The sequence below is a fragment of the Chryseobacterium sp. CBTAP 102 genome (assembly GCF_003201365.1).
Taxonomy (GTDB): Bacteria; Bacteroidota; Bacteroidia; order Flavobacteriales; family Weeksellaceae; genus Chryseobacterium; species Chryseobacterium candidae.
Genome location: NZ_QICX01000016.1, coordinates 95,715 through 115,683 on the forward strand (window position 1 = coordinate 95,715; position 19,969 = coordinate 115,683).

The 19,969-nt window shown below is 37.0% G+C and carries 16 protein-coding genes, 3 tRNA genes and 1 pseudogene; 15 read left to right on the forward strand and 5 right to left on the reverse strand.

Annotation, left to right across the window (positions count from 1 at the left end):
- The first annotated feature begins 4 nt into the window (after positions 1-4).
- Complete coding sequence (locus C8D70_RS18545) at positions 5-823, forward strand: GLPGLI family protein (RefSeq protein ID WP_110368295.1); 819 nt, start codon at positions 5-7, stop codon at positions 821-823.
- A gap of 69 nt (positions 824-892) precedes the next feature.
- On the opposite strand, the gene C8D70_RS18550 is transcribed toward C8D70_RS18545, so the two are convergent.
- Entirely contained in the window at positions 893-3,022 is a 2,130-nt protein-coding gene (locus tag C8D70_RS18550) for a S9 family peptidase (protein WP_110368296.1), read from the reverse strand.
- A gap of 121 nt (positions 3,023-3,143) precedes the next feature.
- On the opposite strand from C8D70_RS18550, the gene C8D70_RS18555 reads away from it, so the two are divergent.
- The 5 genes and pseudogenes from C8D70_RS18555 to C8D70_RS18570 all read left to right on the forward strand — a co-directional run bounded on the left by C8D70_RS18555 (position 3,144) and on the right by C8D70_RS18570 (position 8,624).
- Positions 3,144-3,617, forward strand: a complete 474-nt coding sequence (locus C8D70_RS18555) for a hypothetical protein (protein WP_076596701.1) — start codon at positions 3,144-3,146, stop codon at positions 3,615-3,617.
- 61 nt (positions 3,618-3,678) lie between these two features.
- Positions 3,679-3,896: pseudogene (locus C8D70_RS21135) on the forward strand (DUF6496 domain-containing protein).
- A gap of 400 nt (positions 3,897-4,296) precedes the next feature.
- Complete coding sequence (locus C8D70_RS18560; protein ID WP_181416166.1) at positions 4,297-5,850, forward strand: sulfatase; 1,554 nt, start codon at positions 4,297-4,299, stop codon at positions 5,848-5,850.
- Between the two features lie 17 nt (positions 5,851-5,867).
- Positions 5,868-7,478, forward strand: coding sequence for a sulfatase (locus C8D70_RS18565; protein ID WP_110368298.1), 1,611 nt, complete (start codon positions 5,868-5,870; stop codon positions 7,476-7,478).
- 48 nt (positions 7,479-7,526) lie between these two features.
- Positions 7,527-8,624, forward strand: a complete 1,098-nt coding sequence (locus C8D70_RS18570; RefSeq protein WP_110368299.1) for a formylglycine-generating enzyme family protein — start codon at positions 7,527-7,529, stop codon at positions 8,622-8,624.
- 2 nt (positions 8,625-8,626) lie between these two features.
- On the opposite strand, the gene glgP is transcribed toward C8D70_RS18570, so the two are convergent.
- Positions 8,627-10,288: an alpha-glucan family phosphorylase gene (gene glgP, locus C8D70_RS18575; protein ID WP_110368300.1), complete on the reverse strand. Its 1,662-nt coding sequence runs from the start codon at positions 10,286-10,288 to the stop codon at positions 8,627-8,629.
- Between the two features lie 204 nt (positions 10,289-10,492).
- On the opposite strand from glgP, the gene C8D70_RS18580 reads away from it, so the two are divergent.
- The 5 genes from C8D70_RS18580 (at position 10,493) to C8D70_RS18600 (ending at position 17,252) form a co-directional block, all read left to right on the forward strand.
- Entirely contained in the window at positions 10,493-11,290 is a 798-nt protein-coding gene (locus C8D70_RS18580) for a hypothetical protein (protein ID WP_076596705.1), read from the forward strand.
- A 198-nt stretch (positions 11,291-11,488) separates the two neighbouring features.
- Positions 11,489-13,591: a T9SS type B sorting domain-containing protein gene (locus tag C8D70_RS18585; RefSeq protein WP_110368301.1), complete on the forward strand. Its 2,103-nt coding sequence runs from the start codon at positions 11,489-11,491 to the stop codon at positions 13,589-13,591.
- Positions 13,592-13,676: 85 nt separating this feature from the next.
- Entirely contained in the window at positions 13,677-14,267 is a 591-nt protein-coding gene (locus C8D70_RS18590; RefSeq protein ID WP_110368302.1) for a DUF1572 family protein, read from the forward strand.
- A gap of 66 nt (positions 14,268-14,333) precedes the next feature.
- Positions 14,334-15,680, forward strand: coding sequence for a tRNA (N(6)-L-threonylcarbamoyladenosine(37)-C(2))-methylthiotransferase MtaB (gene mtaB, locus C8D70_RS18595; RefSeq protein ID WP_110368303.1), 1,347 nt, complete (start codon positions 14,334-14,336; stop codon positions 15,678-15,680).
- Positions 15,681-15,734: 54 nt separating this feature from the next.
- The gene (locus tag C8D70_RS18600; protein WP_110368304.1) at positions 15,735-17,252 is read left to right on the forward strand and encodes an FMN-binding glutamate synthase family protein; all 1,518 of its coding nucleotides are present in this window, start codon (positions 15,735-15,737) and stop codon (positions 17,250-17,252) included.
- A 78-nt stretch (positions 17,253-17,330) separates the two neighbouring features.
- Here the strand turns inward: C8D70_RS18600 and C8D70_RS18605 are convergent, their stop codons facing one another.
- On the reverse strand, positions 17,331-18,089 hold the full coding sequence (locus tag C8D70_RS18605) for a hypothetical protein (protein WP_110368305.1): 759 nt from the start codon (positions 18,087-18,089) through the stop codon (positions 17,331-17,333).
- Positions 18,090-18,144: 55 nt separating this feature from the next.
- Between C8D70_RS18605 and C8D70_RS18610 the strand changes: the two genes are divergently transcribed.
- Entirely contained in the window at positions 18,145-18,582 is a 438-nt protein-coding gene (locus C8D70_RS18610) for an RNA-binding S4 domain-containing protein (RefSeq protein ID WP_110368306.1), read from the forward strand.
- 19 nt (positions 18,583-18,601) lie between these two features.
- Here the strand turns inward: C8D70_RS18610 and C8D70_RS18615 are convergent, their stop codons facing one another.
- Positions 18,602-19,117 carry a shikimate kinase gene (locus C8D70_RS18615; protein ID WP_047428102.1) on the reverse strand — a complete coding sequence of 172 codons (516 nt, stop codon included), beginning with the start codon at positions 19,115-19,117 and terminating at the stop codon, positions 18,602-18,604.
- A gap of 115 nt (positions 19,118-19,232) precedes the next feature.
- Here C8D70_RS18615 and C8D70_RS18620 point away from each other — a divergent pair.
- The 3 genes from C8D70_RS18620 (at position 19,233) to C8D70_RS18630 (ending at position 19,551) form a co-directional block, all read left to right on the forward strand.
- Positions 19,233-19,305 (forward strand) — tRNA-Lys (locus C8D70_RS18620).
- A gap of 35 nt (positions 19,306-19,340) precedes the next feature.
- Positions 19,341-19,423: transfer RNA gene (locus C8D70_RS18625), tRNA-Leu, on the forward strand.
- Positions 19,424-19,478: 55 nt separating this feature from the next.
- Positions 19,479-19,551: transfer RNA gene (locus C8D70_RS18630), tRNA-Lys, on the forward strand.
- A gap of 238 nt (positions 19,552-19,789) precedes the next feature.
- Here the strand turns inward: C8D70_RS18630 and C8D70_RS18635 are convergent.
- The coding region (locus tag C8D70_RS18635) for a transposase (protein ID WP_146212872.1) at positions 19,790-19,969 on the reverse strand (180 nt) is incomplete at its 5' end.

The following is a 19,969-nucleotide window of genomic DNA, read 5'->3' on the forward strand; positions in this document are numbered from 1 at the left end:
TATTATGAAAAGCTTATTATTTATATTGCTGGGAACTGTAATGTTTTTTTCCCAGAACAACCGGTTCATCTATGAGGTGAAATACAAGAAAGATTCAACCTCAAAAGATATCACCCGGGAAAATTATTATCTGGATATCACAAAAGAGGATATTGCTTATTATAACAGACTGAATTATATTAGTGATTCAGTATTTACTGCTACCGGGAGAACTCCAATTAATAGACTGACTTCTTTTTTATTAAAAAAGAAGGATGATAATATATACCAAAACTATGAATATATCGGAGATGTAAATTTTTATAAAATATCTGAGGAGGCCAGGCAACAGTGGACTATTACAGACAGTATAAAAATAGCTGATAATCTTTCGCTTCAAAAGGCGACCACTGAATTTGGAGGAAGAAACTGGATCGCATGGTTTACTAAAGATATCCCAATGCCTTACGGACCTTATAAGTTTAGCGGATTACCGGGATTGATTATGGAATTGTATGATACAAAAAAGAATTATTATTTTAATGTGATTAAGAGTGAAAAGATTCCGGATGATTATCAACGTAATTCATTAAATAATTATATCCCCAGAGCAATTCCCGTTACTCAAAAAGATTTAAATAAACTAAGGCTGGACCTCTATTCCAACCCTTTTAAATATGTTTTGAATGGAAATCTTACCATTCCTGAAGGAAAAAAGCTGCTTTTGGAGGACGGAACAGTCTTGTCTAAAGAACAGCTGAAACCCGCAGAAGCCAACGAAAGAAAAAAATTAAAAGCATTTAACAACCCTATAGAACTGGATAAAGCTGTCAAATATCCTTAACAGGTATGTAAATAAAAATTCCTTTCAGACTTTCTGAAAGGAATTTTTTGTGAGATTTAAATTTGATATTTACAGATTATTCAGGATGAAATCCGTCATTTTCTGATACAGCTGAGGTCTTGTCTGCCCACCGTAAATTCCGTGGTTTTTATCAGGATAAGCCATGAAGTCAAACTGTTTTTTATTTTGAATCAAAGCTTCGGAGAATTCCATAGAGTTCTGGAAGTGAACATTGTCATCAGCCGTTCCGTGAATTAATAAGAATTTTCCTTTCAACAGATTAGCATATTCCGTAGGAGAGTTTTTATCATATCCATCAGGGTTTTCCTGAGGTGTTCTCATAAATCTTTCGGTATATACAGAGTCATAATATCTCCAGTTGGTTACCGGTGCTACAGCAATTCCCACTTTGAAGACATCAGCTCCTTTCGTCATTGCTAAACTCGTCATATAACCACCAAAGCTCCATCCGAACATTCCGATTCTGCTTTTGTCAATATAAGATTGGTTTCCGAACCACTTGGCTGCGGTGATCTGATCTTCAATCTCATATTTTCCTAAATTCATATACGTTACCTTCTTGTATTTTGCACCTTTATAACCTGTTCCACGCCCGTCTACACAAGCTACGATATATCCTTTTTGAACAAGATGATTGAACCACATGGCGTTTCCGTTGTCCCATGAATTGGCAACCTGCTGAGATCCCGGCCCTGAATACTGAAACATAAATAGAGGATATTTTTTATTCGGATCAAAGTTTTTAGGTTTCATTACCCATGCGTTCATCTGGTCACCTGTTGCATTAGGAATCGTAATGAATTCTTTTTCAACAAAATTATCATTCTTTAATTTCTGTAACTGGTCATTGTTGTTCTGAAGTTCTTTCACTGCTTTTCCGTTACCATCTTTCAAAACATAGGTATATGGTCTTGAAGCAGTGGAAGAGGTTTCAATGAAATAATTATAGTTTTTGCTGAAGTTCGCAGCGTTGTTTCCTTCTGCATTAGAGATCAGCTGAGTTTTTCCGTTGTCAATATTTACTTTGGAAATCACCTTATTAATGCTTCCTTTTTCAGTTGTCTGAACGTAAATTTCTTTAGATTTTGGATTAAAACCATAATAATCCGTTACCTCCCAGTTTCCTTTTGTGATCTGTTTTTTCAACTTACCATCTTTGTCATACCAGTACAGGTGACGGTTTCCGTCTCTCTCAGAAGCCCAAAGGAAGGAATCATCTTCAAGGAATTCAAGAGTAGGACTGTCTGTATCAATCCATTTATCATCCGTTTCAGTAAATAACTTCTGAACTGCTCCTGTTTTGGTATTTACCTTTAAGATATCCGAAGCGTTTTGTATCCTTTCAGACGTAATTAAAACAATTTCGTCCGGTTTTGCAGTCTGGAATACATTCGGAATATAATAGTTTTTGAAAGAACCTAAGTTCAGCTGCATTGTTTTTCCGTTATCAAGACGGTATAGCTGTGCTGAAACTACAGAGTTTTTCTCACCTGCTTTTGGATATTTATAACGCATTTCAGCCGGATAAAGGTTTTTTCCATAAATGGGAATATAGATTTCCGGAACCTGGCTTTCATCAGACTTCACAAATACGATAGCATCAGAATTTTTTGTCCACTCATATTGTCTTGCATGCCCGAATTCTTCTTCATATACCCAGTCTGCCAAACCATTCAGGATAGAGTTCTTTTTACCATCCGTAGTAATCTGTGTGATTTTTCCGGAGCTAAGATCCTGATAGAAAAGATTATTATCAGAAATAAAGGCCACTTTTGTAGCATCCGGCGAAAATGTAGGCTCCTGAACCGGTTTCCCTTCATTCAGGCTGATTACTTTTCCGGATTTTAAATCTTTTACATCAAATTTTCCCAGGAAAGAATGTCTGTAAATAGGCTGGCTTCCGGTCTGTAAAAGAATCTTAGATTCATCATCAGAAAAAATATAGCTTTCAAACTTTCCGTCCACAAGATTTCCTTCCTTCTGTGAAGTTTTATAAGAATATTTTGCAATACCTGAAGATTCAATCACGAGATAATTTTCTCCGTTTTTCATGGAAGTGATTCCTGCAATCCCTTTTCCACGGTAATATCCTGAATATATTTTATCTAAAGTGATTTCCTGTGCAGACACATTTTGAAATACCGCCGCAACAGTAAGAGTTAAGAATAATTTTTTCATTTCTAATAGTAATCGATTTCAAAGATAATAATTTTATTAAAATGTATAAAAAAGCTTTTCAAATGAGCTTTTTGGCAAAAAAATTGAATATCATTTTATATAATCAAATCAAATAATAATTATGGAAACGAATGCATACAACCAGAAGCTGAACCGTTATGTATTAAGCGATCAGATTGTTTATACAGGTTTTTCCAGTTTTAAGGACGCGGAAGAATGTGCTCAAAAAAAAGGAGGAACATTGGCAGAAGTAGTATTCAGAGACGGAAATGATAATCCTGAAATTACTGATGAAGCGGGGTTGATAGAGAAAAAAATTCATTACTATGTGTATGCAGGCGATGAGTATAAATTTATTCATTCATCAGATCCGGGATTCAGAAAATATGCGGACGAACTGCAGAAAATAAAAGCAAGTAATGATAAAACCAGCCCTGATGAGCGATACTTTGCCAATTTTGAAATTGAAAATATAGAAGATCCGATTATTGTAATCAAAAATGATCATTTTGAATCGGTAACTTCTAGAGAGCGTTCAAAATATTTGAAACATGCCTGTGTTTATGAATTAGGGGTATCCCTGCCAAAATCCTAAAAATCTGATCATGGGCAAGATTAAATATTCAGAAAAAGCTCATGACAAAATAGGAAAGGTAATGCACGAATTTAAGGAAGGAAAATTAAAGTCTTCTTCCGGGAAAAAAGTGACAAGCAGAAAAAAGCCGTAGCCATAGGTATTTCTGAAGCGAAGGAAAAAGGTATGAAAGTACCATCTAAAAAAATAAGTAATTCATCATCCGGAAAGATAAACTTTCTGGATTTTTTTGTATTCTATATTTCATGTATTTCGAATAATCGAGAAGAAGTGAGATAAAAGCAGGACATGGAAAATCAGCTGATCTGTTTTTTTTACTGTATTTTTTTATGTCTTGATAATGTTGGGGTTTGTAAATTACTGTAAATGTGTATTTTATGTTATTGATGTATATATGATGTAGTTCACTTTGCAAGAGTTTATTCTTTTTTGTTGCAAATTTGCATCACATCCATAACTCATTATATCTTATTTCAAAATAAAACACAAATGATGAAAAAAGACTCCTTAATGTTTTGTGGATGTTTAAAGTTTTTCTTGATCCAGTGTTTAATCGATAAACAACCTTGGGAAGCTTTTCTTTGCTGCCACAATGCAACTCACATTCTTAGAAGGCTGATTACGTAAAATAATTGATATGTTTGGATTTTCAACTTTAAAATCAATATATATATTTCTATTGATTTTACCATTTAGCATCATTGCAGGACAGTCGCAAAAAAAATCTAAACCCAATGTAATCTTTATTGTGGTTGATGACCTGAGACCGGAACTGGGAGTTTACGGTAATACAATTATTAAAACACCCAATATTGATAAGCTGGCAAGAAGAGGTGCTACTTTCACAAATGCATATTGCCAGGTGGCTGTTTGCGCTCCTTCCAGAGCAAGTGCTTTAACAGGCTTACGGCCGGATTCCACCAAAGTATGGGTGTTGGGAGAAGAATTTCGCAAAATACATCCTGATGTGGTAACGATTCCTCAACAGTTTGAAAAATTCAATTATCATACAGTATCCATCGGAAAGATTTTTCATAATCATATGCCTGATTCTATCTCTTTTCGGGAGCCTGATCTCCGTCCTGAAGGATATGCCGTTAAAAATATGATAGACAGAGATCCCGAATCTTTTTATTTCAGCGGAGAACTTAAAACTGAGCTTGCAGCCAAAAGACTGGAAAGATTAGCCAAAGATCCTAAAAGATATGCTAACGGCTGGGCATACGGACGTTCCGTAGAAGTGGCAGACTGTCCTGATGATTCATTGTATGACGGAGCTCAGACATCACTTGCCATTCAAACGATCAACCGTATTAAAAATAAAAAGAAACCTTTCTTCCTGGCATTGGGGTATTTCAGACCGCATTTACCATTTGTAGCTCCTAAAAAGTACTGGGACCTTTATGATCCTATGGAAATACCAATGGCAGATAACAGTTTTATTCCGTTCAATGCACCAAGCATGGCCATGTATAACCAAAGAGAGATGACTGCTTGTTATGACCTTGAATATGTAAGACATCCTGCCTACTTCAGAATGCCGGAAAAAGAAGCCAGAATGCTAAAACATGGGTATTATGCTTCTGTAAGTTATGTTGATGCCTGTATTGGACGACTTGTAGATGAGCTTGAAAAACAAAAATTGATAGATAACACCATTATTGTATTATGGGGAGACCATGGCTGGAAATTAGGAGAACATAATGCATGGGGGAAACAGACTAATTATTTAAATGATACCCGAGTTCCGCTTATTGTTTATGCGCCCGGAATGAAAAATCCAGGAAGCAAAAGCAATGAACTGGTAGAGATGGTAGATCTTTATCCTACCCTCTGTGATCTCGCAGGAATAGAAACTCCCTCTTATCTGCAAGGAGTAAGCTTTAAAAAACTTCTGAATGAAAATAGTGTGGAATGGAAAGGAGCTGTATTCAGTCAGTTTTTGCGGCCGGCCGGCGAAGGAATACATCTTAACAAAAAAAATTACATGGGATATTCAATGGTGACCAAAAGCTATCATCTGATAGAGTGGTATTATTGGGATAAAGTAACCCAAAAGCCTGGAGAACTTGTGGCTCAGGAACTTTATAATCTTAGCTCAGATCCAAAAGAGAATTTCAATATTGCAGTTTATCCGGAAAACAAAGATATCCTGGAAAAGCTTTCTGAGCAACGTAAAAAAGGATGGAAACAAGCGAAAGATAAGCTGATAACAACTAAATCTTATCAATAAAAGAAAATTTGGACCTCATGAAGAATTTCAATTTTTTAAGAATAGTATTCATTATATCGATTTGTAATTATATAACAATAAGTGGTGGAAGCTTCCATAAAGACAATCCTAAACCTAAAAAAAGTATAAGATCCAATGCAAAGCAAACAAGGCCCAATATCCTGTTTATTCCTATTGATGATTTAAGACCTGAAATGGGCTGCTATGGAAACACCGTTATAAAAACGCCTAATATGGATAAGCTTGCAGCAAAAGGAGTCGTTTTTAATAGAGCATACTGTCAGCAGGCGGTATGTAATCCTTCTAGAGCAAGCCTTCTTACAGGTTTGAGACCAGATTCTGTGCGTGTATGGGATCTTCAGACAGATTTCAGGAAAAACCTCCCGGATGCAATCACTCTTCCTCAGGCATTCAAAAATAACGGTTATTATACGGTAGGGATAGGAAAAACCTTTCATAATAATTTTCCTGATGATAAGTCCTGGAATGAAGAACTTCATGTAGCCGGATATCCTTTTGATCCGGACGCTGTGTACCAGATGGAAAAAAACAAGATGATTCAGAAGGAAAAAGAACTTGGTCTTCAAAAAATTGGAAAAGCCAGGCCTGATGCCTATGGATTTGTCTATACAAAGGCTAATTCCGTTGAAATGGCAGACGTTGATGATGATGCCTATTATGACGGAGCACAGACAACCATGGCTATTCAAAAGCTGAAAGAATTAAAAGGAAAAGATAAGCCTTTCTTTTTTTCAGTAGGCTATTACCGTCCGCATTTACCTTTTAATGCTCCTAAAAAATACTGGGATTTGTATAACAGAAACGATATACCGCTTGCGAAAAATCAATTCATGCCAGAAAATGCTCCGGAATTTGCCGTACATGGGGATACTGAACTGAGAGCGTATACTGATAGATCTGATCTGCCTTTGCCTTCAGAAAAACCTTATGATATTGAAAAGCAGCGGGAACTTCTCCATGGATATTACGCTTCTGTTTCTTATACGGATGCTCAGATAGGAAGACTCTTAAAAGCACTTGACGAACTGGAGCTTAGTGAAAATACCATTATCGTATTGTGGGGAGATCATGGCTGGAAACTGGGAGAGCATAACAGCTGGTGTAAACAGAGCAACTATGAGATTGATACCAGAGTGCCGCTTATTATCAGTGGGGCAGGAGTAAAAGCAAAAGGAAAAACAAGCGATGCTCTTACAGAATTTGTGGATATTTATCCCACTTTATGCGATATGGCGGGAATAAAAATACCTGATTATCTTCAGGGAACCAGTATGAAACCTCTGCTTACAGATCCTGCCCGTACATGGAAAACAGCATCCTACAGCCAGTTTTTATTAGGTAGGTTTGGAGTAAAAGCCAGAGGGGTGCAAAATGTGGAAAGAATGGGATATGCTATCCGTACAGACCGTTACAGATATGTAGAATGGTTTGAATGGAATAAAGAGACTGGCAAGCCGGGAGCTTATCTGGCCAGAGAACTGTATGATCATAAAAATGACCCTGATGAAAATGTGAATATTGCTGAAGAGGTTTCTTCCAGGAAGCTGGTTAGTCAATTGTCATTACAGATGCAGAAGGGATGGAGGTATAGCAAGCCGAAATCATAAAAACCTGTAAATGTTCAGATTAAAATGAGGTTTTCCATAATAAAAAAGATGATGATATGCATAGGTGCATTAAGTTTTTTATCTTCCTGTAATAAGAATAAAATCTTAAAACCGGAGGAAGAGAAACCGGGACACACCTGTATGAATGTTCCGAAGCGGTTAGGAGCTGCAGATTCTTCCTATATCCGTTTTAACGGGAAAATTTCTTTGCAAGGAATGGTATTCATTCCCGGGGGTGAATTTGATATGGGAGGGGATAACAGCTATGCTGATGCAGATGAATATCCCAAACACAGAGTAAAAGTTTCTCCGTTCTATATGGATATAACCGAAGTAACGAATGAACAGTTCCGCAAATTTGTAAATGCTACAGGATATATCACAACGGCAGAACGTAAACCCGATTGGGATGAATTAAAAAAAAACCTGCCTGAGGGTACTCCGAAACCCCCGGATAGCTTGCTGGTAGCTGCTTCATTAGTATTTAAACCCACAAATAAACCTGTGAATCTGAATGACTTCAGCCAATGGTGGAAATGGGTAAAAGGTGCTAGCTGGAAGCATCCTCAGGGACCGGCAAGCAATATTGAAGGAAAAGACAATTATCCCGTGGTACATGTAAGCTGGGATGATGTACAGGCATACTGTAAATGGTCAGGTAAACGCTTGCCCACAGAAGCAGAATGGGAATTTGCAGCACGGGGCGGATTAAAAAATAATATTTATCCATGGGGAAATGAACCCATCAATGCAGGAATTCCTAAAGCGAACAGCTGGGAAGGAAAATTTCCCTACCTTAATGATAAGAAAGACGGCTATATTACCCTTGCTCCTGTACAATCATTTAAAGCCAACGGATATGGCCTGTATGACATGGCTGGAAATGTTTGGGAATGGTGCAGCGATTTATACAATTATGATTACTATAAAAAACTGGAAGGCAGCCTCGTTCTGAATCCTCAGGGTGCAGACAGGTCTTATGACCCTCAGGAACCGTATAGTGTAAAACGCAGCCTGCGTGGAGGAAGCTTTTTATGTAATGATAGCTATTGCAGCGGATACAGAGTAGCCCGCCGCATGAAAAGCAGCCCTGATACAAGCCTTGAACACACCGGATTCAGATGTGTTCAGGATATTGCTCATTAATTCTATTGCTGATTATAGAGGATTCTGTAATATTCATCCGCCATTCTGTCACTGTTGAAATGATCTTTCACATCATTCATCGCATTGTACTGGATTTTTCTCCATTCGTCAGGACGGTCGTAATAGGTTGGGAGAATTTCATTTTCAAGAATTTCATATAATTTATTTAAATCATAATTATCCTGTTCGTAAATACTCATGTTCAGATAATCTGCTTTGGGAACTACAAAAGAGTTTTCTCCGTGTCTGGCAAATTCCGGGATCCAGCCGTCATCTGTGGATAAATTGACAGATCCGTTCATGGCAGCCGTCATACCGGAAGTTCCGGAAGCTTCCCTAGGAACTCTTGGATTATTGAGCCATACATCAGAACCCTGTTTTAAAGACTTGCTTAAAGAAAGCTCATAACCTGTAAGAACAGCAATATTCTTATGGTTTTTACTTTCTTCAACCAGTGTATTGAAAGTAGAAATGGCAGAATAGTCCATTGGGTAAGGTTTCCCTGCCCAGATGATCTGTACCGGATATTTTGGATTATTCAGAAGTCTGTAGAATCTTTCCTTATCATGTAAAAGAAGTTCTGCTCTCTTATAGCCTGCAAATCTTCTGGCCCATACCATCGTAAAGACATTAGGATTAAATAAATTTCCTGTCTGATCTGCAACAATACTGAACAGTTTTTTCTTCAGATATTTTTTGCGGAAATCGAAAACTGTACTGTCGTTTTCATCCTTTGCATTGTATAAAGGTTTATCAGACCAGTATTTAAATTCCTGAGCATTGGTAATAGAAGTGATCTCACAGATTCCCGGATATTTATTCCACATGGCTCTGGAAACCATACCATGAAGCCGGGAAACTCCATTGGCCATTCTGGCCATTCTTAATGCGCAGAGAGAGTGATTAAAACGGTCGTCATCAGATCCTTCAATATTTTTTACTTCTTCCATACTGTATCCTGAAAAATAGGACATATCATAGCATAATCTGAAGCTATGTTTTTCATTCCCTGCTTCCTCAGGGGTATGAGTGGTGAAAACAAGTTTTTCTTTAACTTTATTAAGATCTCCGTTATATTTTCTCAGAAGATAAAATGCTGCAGGAAGTCCATGGGCTTCATTAAGATGATACACCTCTCTTTCAATATTCATTTCATCCAGTAACTTGGCTCCTCCTTTTCCCAGTAAAATATATTGAGCAAGCTTTGTAGATTCATTGGCATCATACAACCTGTGACAGATTGTTTTCGAAACGTGATCGTTTTCCGGAACATCTGTAGAAAGGAAAAACATGGGGGCCGTATTGAAGATTTCAGGATCAAGGTACCATACTTTTACCCAAACCGGAGCACTGTGAATTTCGATTTGGAATTTTATTCCGGTATCTTCAAGAAAACTGTACATTTTTTTCGTCCATACAGGCTGTAAAGACTGGTCGTGGTTTCTTGCCTGGTCATAATAACCAAATTTCCACAGGATACCGATTCCAATAAGATCCTGCTTAAGGTTATAAGCACTTCTCATGTGAGATCCTGCCAGAAAGCCAAGCCCTCCGGAATATATTTTAAGTACCTGCTCAAGAGCAAATTCCATGGAGAAATAGACGGTCTTTTTTGAATATTGAGGATTGATAGTGTAGGGTATTCTGAAATTCCTGAAATCCATAAGTTTGGGTTTGTGTTTAAAAAGACAAAGGTATTAATTATGAAAATAAACTTTACATTAATTAATCGATAAATTAATTTAAAAACTAAGTATTGAATTGTTTTTTTACTTACCTTTAAGAGTGTAATTTTTTGATTATCAAAAACTTTTAATGATGAAAGCCATTGGCTGCATGTGTTCTTTAATTAAATAAAAAAATCACACATGAAAAAGACTTTTTCTGAAGAAGATCTGGTAAAGAATCTTAGTTTATACTATCTTAATCGGCATTTGAAAAAAAAGCCAATGGAAAAGTATCACCGTACCATAGATGAATCTCCGCTGCATGACCGTGAAAAGTACAGAAAGAAATCCGAGATTCTTCTTCTCAACTCTTTTATGCATCATTTTCCCGAAGTGAAATTTGAAAACCTTACCTGCGAGAGTCCAGACTTTATCGCCAAGTTCAACGACAAAAAAATCGGAATAGAACTTACCGAAGTAATCAATCATCTGGAAATGAAAAAAGTAGAAAGTACTTTGAATAAAATGTTCCGTCAGGCAGAAATACTATTAGAACAGGAAGACACTACGAAATATCGTGGTGTTTATTTTTTGGAATTCCACCCGGAAACGAAATTTGACAATCTCGAAGTACAGCAGGAAAACATCATCAGTATCTATAAAAGCATCAAAAAAAATAAACCAGCAGGTTGTGTGAAAAGTCTGAGAAAATCTTTTCACCGCAGAAATGTCTTTATTACCCATGAATACAGCATGAATCTTTTTGATGAGCTTTGCTCGGAAAAGATTCTTGAACTTATTGAAAAAAAGAATGAAAAATTCCCATATTATGACACCTCTGTGGATGAATGCTGGCTGGTTATTGTTTCCGATATGAATTCTATTGCCTCAAGATATACTTTCATTCAGGATAAAGAACATCTGAAAGAAGTAAAAAGCCCTTTCCATAAAATATTTCACCTGGAAAATCTCTGTGGAAATATTACAAGTATAAAATAAAGTGAATATTTTATAGATTTGATTATTTGTTGTGTAATTTGATATAATATAGATTATTTTAAATTATTTGATGTTTTAATTTATAATAGTTTAAAATTATTTATATTTTATTGTTTTTAATCAAAATAAGGTTATATTTGATGGGTATTGATTATCAATACAATGTGTAACTGATATAACCATAAAAACATTAAATCTATGAGGAAACTTCTACTTTTCATACTTCTATGTCTCTCTCATACTTTCTATGCTCAGGCAGACTGTGCTACTGCACTCTCCGTTTGTGGAAATTCAAATATCACGTATAGTCCTACCGGATATGGTAATATAAAAGAATTGGTAAACTCCGGAAGTTGTATAGATTTTACGGGAGAACACAACTCAATCTGGTATAAAATTACAATCGCTACAGGAGGTACACTTACCTTCGACCTTGTTCCGAATAATCCGGATGCCGATTATGACTGGGCGATTTTTGGCCCTAATGTAACCTGTGGAAGTTTAGGGTCGCCGATACGTTGTAATGCAGCAACAGTTATCGGACCCGGACCCGCTACAGGATTGAATATGACCAGCACAATTTTAAGCGCTGCAGGAGGTTCTCTGACTCCTTATTGTAGATATCTTGATGTTTTGCCAGGGCAAACGTATTACTTGTTTATTGACAACTGGGTGAGCAGTACCAGTTCCACTACAGCTCCATTTTCTTTAACGTGGGGAGGAACTGCAACACTGGCTTCACCATTTACAGATCCGGCTATTCAGACACAGCCATTTAATCCTCCCGGAATTCCGGCTGCAAATCCTGCTGACCCAAGAGAAGTGGTCATTTGTTCTGCTACAGCTTTATTCGATTTTTCTACATTATCCTCAGGAATTCTTAATGGAAATCAAAACTTTGGGGTAAGTTATCATCTGAGTCAGAATGATGCCTTAACGGGGAATAATCCCATTACAACACCTATCACGGTAAATACGACAACTGTCTATTACTACAGCATCAATTATACCGATCCAACCAATACGTCTAATCCGCTCAATAAATGTAAACAGGTTGGATTATTTAAATTTAAAAATGGGTCTATAACAGTGAAAAATGCATCTTTAACCCAATGCAACAATAATAATGCAGGCACAGCTTTATTTGACTTAACCACAGCGGATGTTATCGCCAACCCGAACGTTACAAAGAAATACTATCCTACAATGGCGGATCTCAATGCCGGAACCAATGAGATTACCACCCCAATGGCATTTGTCTCTGCAGAAGGTATTATCTACGTGAAGGTGATCTCAGAATTCGGTTGTACCGCTGTAGCAGAGATTACCCTGAAATTTTATCCGGTTGTGGTAGTGAATGAAACAACTTTGAGATCATGCTTCATCGAAGCCAGCCCCTCCACAGCTTCTTTCAATCTTGTTAATGCTTCGGTAACCGGCCAAACTAATCCTGCAAAAAAATATTATCCTTCATTGACAGATGCTGTTAATCAGACCAATGAAATCCTGAATCCCAATAATTACATTGCACCTAATGGATTTGTGTATATAAGAGTTTCTAATGCTCAGGGATGTTATAATGTAGCTAAGGTTACTTTAATTGTTATTCCACCTGTATATTCTGATAAACTTAAAGATGTGACTATTTGTGCAGAAGATCAGGCCACTCTGGACGCAGGTCCCGGATTTAAAAGCTACGAGTGGAGTACAGGAGCAACTACACAAACGATCAAAGCCGGAATAGGAGTATACTGGGTAAAACTTAAAACAGGAGAATGTGTTACAACACAAACGGTAAAAGTACTTCCTTCCGAACAGCCTGTTGTTTCCAGTATCGATATCTCGAACAATACCATCACAGTATCTGTAATAGGAGGAACTCCGGCATATAAATATTCAATAGATAATATCATCTGGCAGGATTCCAATGTATTCAGTAATCTTTCAAGAGGAGATCATAAAGTCTATGTAAAAGATGCTTATGACTGTGATCCGATAGAAATAGGAATTGTTGTCCCTAATCTGATTAATGTGATAACACCCAATGCAGATGGAATAAATGATGTGATTGATTATTCAGCCCTGGCAAACAAACAAAACCTGATCATGAATGTCTTCGACCGTTATGGAAACAAAATCTTCCAGGCAGACAAATCCAATGGCTATAAATGGGATGGTACGCAGGGAGGAAGAAGAGTACCTACAGGAACATACTGGTATTCTATCACATGGAATGAAAATGATAAAAAGAATACTGCACTCAAATTCACAGGTTGGGTATTGGTGAAAAACAGAGAATAGTCAATAAAACAGATAGAAAAAACCACTTCAATTGAGGTGGTTTTTATTTTTAAAAGTTTTTAAATTAGATATCAAAATAGAAAGAATGAAAGACCTGTTTGTAAAACGTTTTGAATACTATAAATCTCTTGGTGATAAAACCTTTGGACAGTTAACAGATGAGCAGATGTTCTGGCAGTATAATGAAGAAAGTAATTCTATTGCCATTATTGTGAAACATCTTGCAGGAAATATGCTTTCAAGATGGACCAATTTCCTGACCGAAGATGGTGAGAAATCCTGGCGTAACCGTGACGGAGAATTTGTCAATACCTTTACCACTAAAGAACAGGTTCTGGATTTTTGGGAACGAGGCTGGCAATGCTTTTTTGATGCTCTTGAGAAAATAAATGAGGATAATCTTTATGCATCAACCTATATCAGAGGAGAAGCACATCCTGTGATTGATGCAGTTCTTCGTCAATTGGCACATTATCCTTATCATATAGGTCAGATCGTTTATATTGCCAAAATGATAAAGAATGAAGATTGGAACACGCTTTCTATTGCCCGAAACCGATCTCAGGAGTTTAATACAGAAATGAAAGCCAAATTTTCAGGTCAGGATCCAGCTCCCAATTCATCATCCGTCTGCTTTCAAAACAGCCCCGAAGTAAGAGATGAATATAAACAATAGATTGAATCAATCTTGAATTCTTATTAAAATTACTATCTTTGCACCCATAAAATTCAGGAGTAACAAATGTCTACTTTTCACAGAACTGCCGCGTTTCATACACTGGGCTGCAAATTAAACTTTGCAGAAACATCTACTATTGCCCGTCAATTAACAGATGCAGGTTATGATAAGGTAAGCTTTGATGAAAAAGCGAATGTGTATGTTATCAATACATGTTCTGTGACAGAAAATGCTGACCGTGAATGTAAACTTCACGTGAAAAGAGCAATGAAAGCCAATCCGGAAGGGCTGGTGGTAATTGTTGGATGCTATGCACAGCTGAAACCTGAAGAAATTTCACAAATTGAAGGAGTGGACCTGGTTTTAGGTGCAAAAGAAAAATTCAATATTCTGAGCTACCTGGACGATTTGGAGAAATCTGAGAGTGAAGGCGTAGTGCATTCATGTGAAATTGAAGAAACCGATTTCTTTATCGGAAGTTATTCTATTGGGGACAGAACCAGAGCTTTCCTGAAAGTACAGGATGGCTGTGATTATAAATGTACCTACTGTACCATTCCTTTAGCAAGAGGAATTTCACGTTCCGATACCATCGAAAATGTTCTCAGAAATGCAACGGAAATCGCTGCAAAAGACATCAAGGAAATTGTTCTTACAGGGGTGAATATCGGTGATTATGGTAAAGGAGAATTTGGAAATAAAAAACACGAGCATACTTTCCTTGATCTTATTTCAGAACTGGATAAGGTAGAAGGAATAGAAAGAATCCGTATATCTTCTATTGAACCCAATCTTTTGAAAGATGAAAGTATTGAACTGGTTTCTAAAAGTAAAAGCTTTGTTCCGCATTTTCATATCCCGTTACAATCCGGGAGCGATGATCTTTTGAAAAAGATGAAACGTCGTTACCTGACCAAACTGTATAACGACAGAGTGAACAAGATCCGCAAGGTTATGCCTCATGCGGCTATTGGTGTAGATGTTATTGTAGGATTCCCGGGAGAAACAGAAGAAAGATTTATGGAAACCTATAATTTCCTTAATGAGCTTCCTATCACCTACCTTCACGTATTTACCTATTCTGAAAGAGAAAATACGGAAGCTGCCGCTATGGACGGAGTAGTTCCTGTAGCGGAAAGAAAAAAACGTAACAAAATGCTGAGAATTCTTTCTGAAAAGAAGAAAATGGCATTTTATCAGACGCAATTGGGAAAAACGCTTCCTGTTCTTTGGGAACATGAAAATAAGGACGGGAAAATGTTTGGTTTCACAGAAAACTATGTGAGAGTCCAGAAAGACTTTGATCCTGCATCCGTAAACCAGATCGAATTTCTAAATTTAGAAAAAATCCTGTCAGATGGCACGGTTTCTGTGCAATCTTCTTACCAAAATTTTTTAGCAAAAGCGTAGGCTCTTTGCTAAAATTCCACTAAATTTATTTTTAAACTTTTAAATACTACATTCATGAGAGATAAGTTTTTATCTTGGGGAATTGTATTAGTAGTTGCTACATGGATTATAGCAATACTGATCAGAGCGCATTATTGGATACCTACGCTGTTATCCGCAATCTATGCATTGGGTGTTTACAATGCTTACCAATCGAAACATGCTATTTTGAGGAACTTTCCTGTATTGGGATACTTCAGGTATTTTTTCGAGAGTATTTCACCCGAAATGCAGCAATATTTTATTGAAAGGGAAACAGACGGGAAACCATTTCCAAGAAACCAGCGTTCTGCAGTATACAGGCGTGCAAAAAATTTAAGTGATACGGTAGCTTTTGGTACGCAGCTGGAAGTAAATCACAGAAAATATGAAGGGATCAAGCATTCTATTTATGCAAAATCACCATCAGAAGAACTTCCGAGAGTATGGGTGGGAGGAGAACAGTGTACACAGCCTTATCATGCTTCTTTATTGAATATCTCAGCAATGAGTTTCGGAGCATTGAGTGACAGAGCACAGATCTCACTGAACAGAGGCGCAAAAAAAGGAAACTTCTATCATAATACAGGAGAAGGTGGGATTTCACCTTATCATATGGAAGGAGGAGACCTTTGCTGGCAGATCGGAACAGGGTATTTCGGATGCCGTGACGCTGAAGGAAAATTCAATCCTGAATTATTTACAAAATATTCCACCCTTCCAAATGTGAAAATGGTTGAGATCAAATTATCACAGGGTGCAAAACCAGGACATGGAGGAGTGCTTCCGGGAGTGAAGAATACACCGGAAATTGCAGCCATTCGCCACGTAACACCCGGAATGACTGTTATTTCACCACCATCACACAGCGCTTTTTCTGATGCTGCCGGATTGCTGGGGTTTGTACAGCAGTTAAGAGACCTTTCAGGAGGAAAACCGGTTGGTTTTAAACTTTGTATCGGTGATACCAAAGAATTTGAAGATATCTGTGTACAGATGAATGTTTTGAAAATTTATCCTGATTTCATTACCATAGATGGAGCAGAAGGAGGAACAGGGGCAGCACCGCCAGAATTCTCTGATGGAGTAGGGATGCCATTGGAGCCTGCTTTGATCTTTGTAAACAGAACGCTTAATAACTATAATCTGAGAAGTAAATTAAGAGTGATTGCCAGCGGTAAAGTTCTTACCAGTCTTGATATTCTGAGAGCCGTTGCTATGGGAGCTGATATGTGTAATAACGCCAGAGGATTTATGTTCTCTTTAGGATGTATCCAGGCATTGAGATGTAACTCAAATAACTGTCCTACGGGAGTAGCAACCCAGGATAAAATGCTTATTAAAGGACTTGATGTGACGGATAAGGCCGAAAGAGTATATCATTTCCACAAAAATACACTTCATACCTGCAACGAACTGATTGCTGCTGCAGGAAGAAGTTCTTATGAAGAAGTAGACGCTACCATGTTTATGAGAGGAGATGAATTTGACCACCTTGCAGATCTTTACTTCCCGGATATTTTAGGAAATGTAAAACAGAAGGCAAGATCGTAATCTTAATACAGAAATGATATAAATAAACCCCACAATGGACATTGCGGGGTTCTTATTTTATGTAAAATTGAATGTTAGTTATGGTCTGTCTGCTCTTCCGTATACCTGGAAGTTGAAAACAAAAGTCTTATTTCTAAGTGAAACAGAACTGTAACCGGTATAATATGGATCTCTAGCAAAAGCAGCTCTCGAAGGAACAATAATTACTCCTTGTAAGTTATATGGTGATCCACTGGAATAGTCTTTAAATGCAGTAAACTTCTGCATAGCTTCATTAAATCCTTCAATTGTATAATAACTTGGCTGTTTGGCGGCATCGGTTGTTGCGTTTGCTATTAATGGATCCTTCTTACCCTCTACATTAGAAATATAATAGAATTTTGGATCAATTATAGGAATACCACTGCCGTTGATCGTGTTTACAAAGGATGCTGAAGAAGTAAATGAAGACTGCCCGTCTGTATTAATCGCAAGATAAGTCGTAGCTTTCATCATTAAGGTAAGGATGTCATTATTTTTAATGATCTGATCCGTACCTGGATTTACAGGCTGAGCACCATTTCTCATAATATAGATTGTTCCTGAAGGAAGCGTTACAGGCGACAGTTCAGATAATTTCTTTTCAGTATCGTCTGCTGTGTCCGTAGAGCTGAAAGCTTTTATATTACCCTGTGCATCCAGATAATTCTCATCCATGAATTTTTTAATGGCCTGATCATCATAGGTGTTTTGTGTAGCAATGTCTTCCGGTTCTACATAAGTATCAATTGTATCATCTTTTTTACAGGCAGAAAAACACAAAGATCCTGCAAGGATATATAAAAATATTTTTTTCATTTCAAAAAACTTTAATTACTTTACAAATAATATAACGGCAAAAGTATAAAAAAATATGAGAATAGATAAATTTTTATGGAGCATTCGTTTTTATAAGACGAGAAGTATTGCAGCAGAGGAGATTAAAAAGAACAGAGTTTCTATAGGAACATCTGCCGTAAAGTCATCTAAAGAGGTAAAAGAAGGAGATACTATTAAAATCCGTAAGAATCAGATTGATTATAAAATAAAAGTAATTCAGATTCCCAAAAGCAGAATTGGAGCCAAGCTGGTGCCTCTTCATATTCAGGACGTAACAGATAAAGAACAATACGAACTGTTGAAACTCCGTAAAATGTCACAGGACTATTACAGAAACAAAGGTGAGGGAAGGCCTACCAAAAAAGACAGAAGAGATATGGATGGTTATGTAGGAAATGATATCGACTCCGATTTTACAGACTGGGATGATTTCTTTGGAGAGACTGGCGGTGAAGATGAGGATGAAGATTAATATAAAAAGTAGAAAAGCTCTAGAGATAGAGCTTTTCTATTATTTCGTTAACGATGTCTTCCGGTTCTCTGGAATCTGTCCCGACAGTGAATTGCGCCTTGCTGTAAAATTGATTTCTTTCAAATAAATGTTTGGCAATAAATTCCGGCAGGTCTTCATCAGATATATTGGCAATCAGCGGCCTTTTTTCTTTCTGTTTTGAAAGTCTTTCAACCAATGTTCCTACTCCGGTTCTTAAAAAAACACTCTTGGAGTTATGATTAATGATTTCCATATTATTATAATATACCGGAGTTCCTCCGCCCAGACTTAAAACTACATTTTCTTCCGAGGCCAATATCTCTTCAAGTGCCTCTCTTTCCAGCTTTCTAAAGTAAATTTCTCCCTTTTTCTCAAAAATTTCCGGGATGGTTAATTTATTTCTTCTGGAAATCTCTTTATCGAGATCGATTAATTTAAAATCTATTTTTTCGCTTAATATTTTGGAAATGTGAGATTTGCCACTTCCCATGTATCCGATCAATGAAATTACCATGAATTTTTTTTAAACAAATTTGCGAAAAAGTTTTGAGATAAAGAAAAAAGTCATATCTTTGCACCACTTAAAACAAGGGACATTACTTAAATGAAAACTTGTTACACAAGTGGCCGACTCGGTAGCTCAGCTGGTAGAGCAATACACTTTTAATGTATGGGTCCTGGGTTCGAATCCCAGCCGGGTCACTAGCAATAATAATTACTAGATTTGTAATTTTATTGCCTGCGTGGTGAAATTGGTAGACACGCCATCTTGAGGGGGTGGTTTCCTAAGGATGTGCTGGTTCGAGTCCAGTCGCAGGCACTGCAAAGAAAATTTTATAATTAATATTGAAATTGATTTCATTTTAATTGTGGCCGACTCGGTAGCTCAGCTGGTAGAGCAATACACTTTTAATGTATGGGTCCTGGGTTCGAATCCCAGCCGGGTCACAAGTTTACTGAAAAGTAAATTTTTTTCATATTAATATTTTGTGATTTGGTGTTTCAAAGGCTTCCTTCAGGAGGCCTTTGATTTTTTTATGTAATGAGCTAAACTCATTCTTTTTGTTCGTTATTCAATAAAAAGGATCAAGCGCAAAATTTGGGATCAAGCGCAAAAGTTGGATCAGTCTCAAAAGTTGGGGGGAATGTTAAGTAGCTTTATCGGATCAAGCGCAAAATTTGGGGGCTAGGCAAAAAGTTTAGCTAATCTGAATAAGAAGAATGCTTTGTCTTTTACACCTCTGAGCTGCATTCTGAAGTTTTTTATTTTCGCATTGAAGGATTCAGCAGCAGCATTGGTGCTTCTTTGATGAAAATAGTTTAAAATATCCCTGTAATGATTCATTATTGTTTTTCTTAAGGTAGA